1 protein-coding gene is annotated in these 587 nt (G+C 66.6%); it reads right to left on the bottom strand.

Annotated elements, in window-relative coordinates:
• On the bottom strand, window positions 1–587 hold a 587-nt coding region (locus AAK988_RS11315; protein ID WP_369880774.1), incomplete at both ends, for a hypothetical protein.

Below are 587 nucleotides of genomic sequence, written 5' to 3' on the forward strand. Positions count from 1 at the left end.
ACGCCCATGAAGAAGAAGGTGATGGCGCTCGCCACGAGGCCGGCGCGCACCTGGGGGGTCTTCAGGAAGGACTGGGGCAGAAGCGCGATGCCGTTCTTCTCCTCCACGCGCTTTTCCACCGGCACCAGGATGACCAGCAGGATCAGGCCGAGCACCGCCATGGGCAGGGCCGGCGAGATGCCGAAGATGGTGAAGGGGCACTCGGCGAAGGGCTCGATGAGGCCCCAGGCGGAGATGCGGGACAGGCCCACGAGGAACAGGAACAGGCCCACGGCGGCGATGCCGGTGCCGAGCCCGTCGAACTTCAGCTTCTCAGCGGGCTTCTGGATAGCCGGCAGCTTGAGCGAGAGGGCGAGCACCAGCACGAAGTACACGGCCAGCACGCCGTAGGTGACGCGGAAGCCACCGAACTGCATGACGATGCCCAGGAACAGCGGCAGGAAGGCCGACAGGCCCGAGGCGGCGCCGATGCAGCCGAAGGCCAGCACGCGGTTCTTGCCGTGGTAGATGAAGGGGATAAGGCCCAGCACCGAGGGGATCATGAAGCTGGCGCCGAAGCCGACGAGAATGCGGCCGCCCCAGATGAA

The organism is Adlercreutzia muris (genome assembly GCF_041223505.1).
In the GTDB taxonomy this organism is placed as follows: domain Bacteria; phylum Actinomycetota; class Coriobacteriia; order Coriobacteriales; family Eggerthellaceae; genus Adlercreutzia; species Adlercreutzia muris.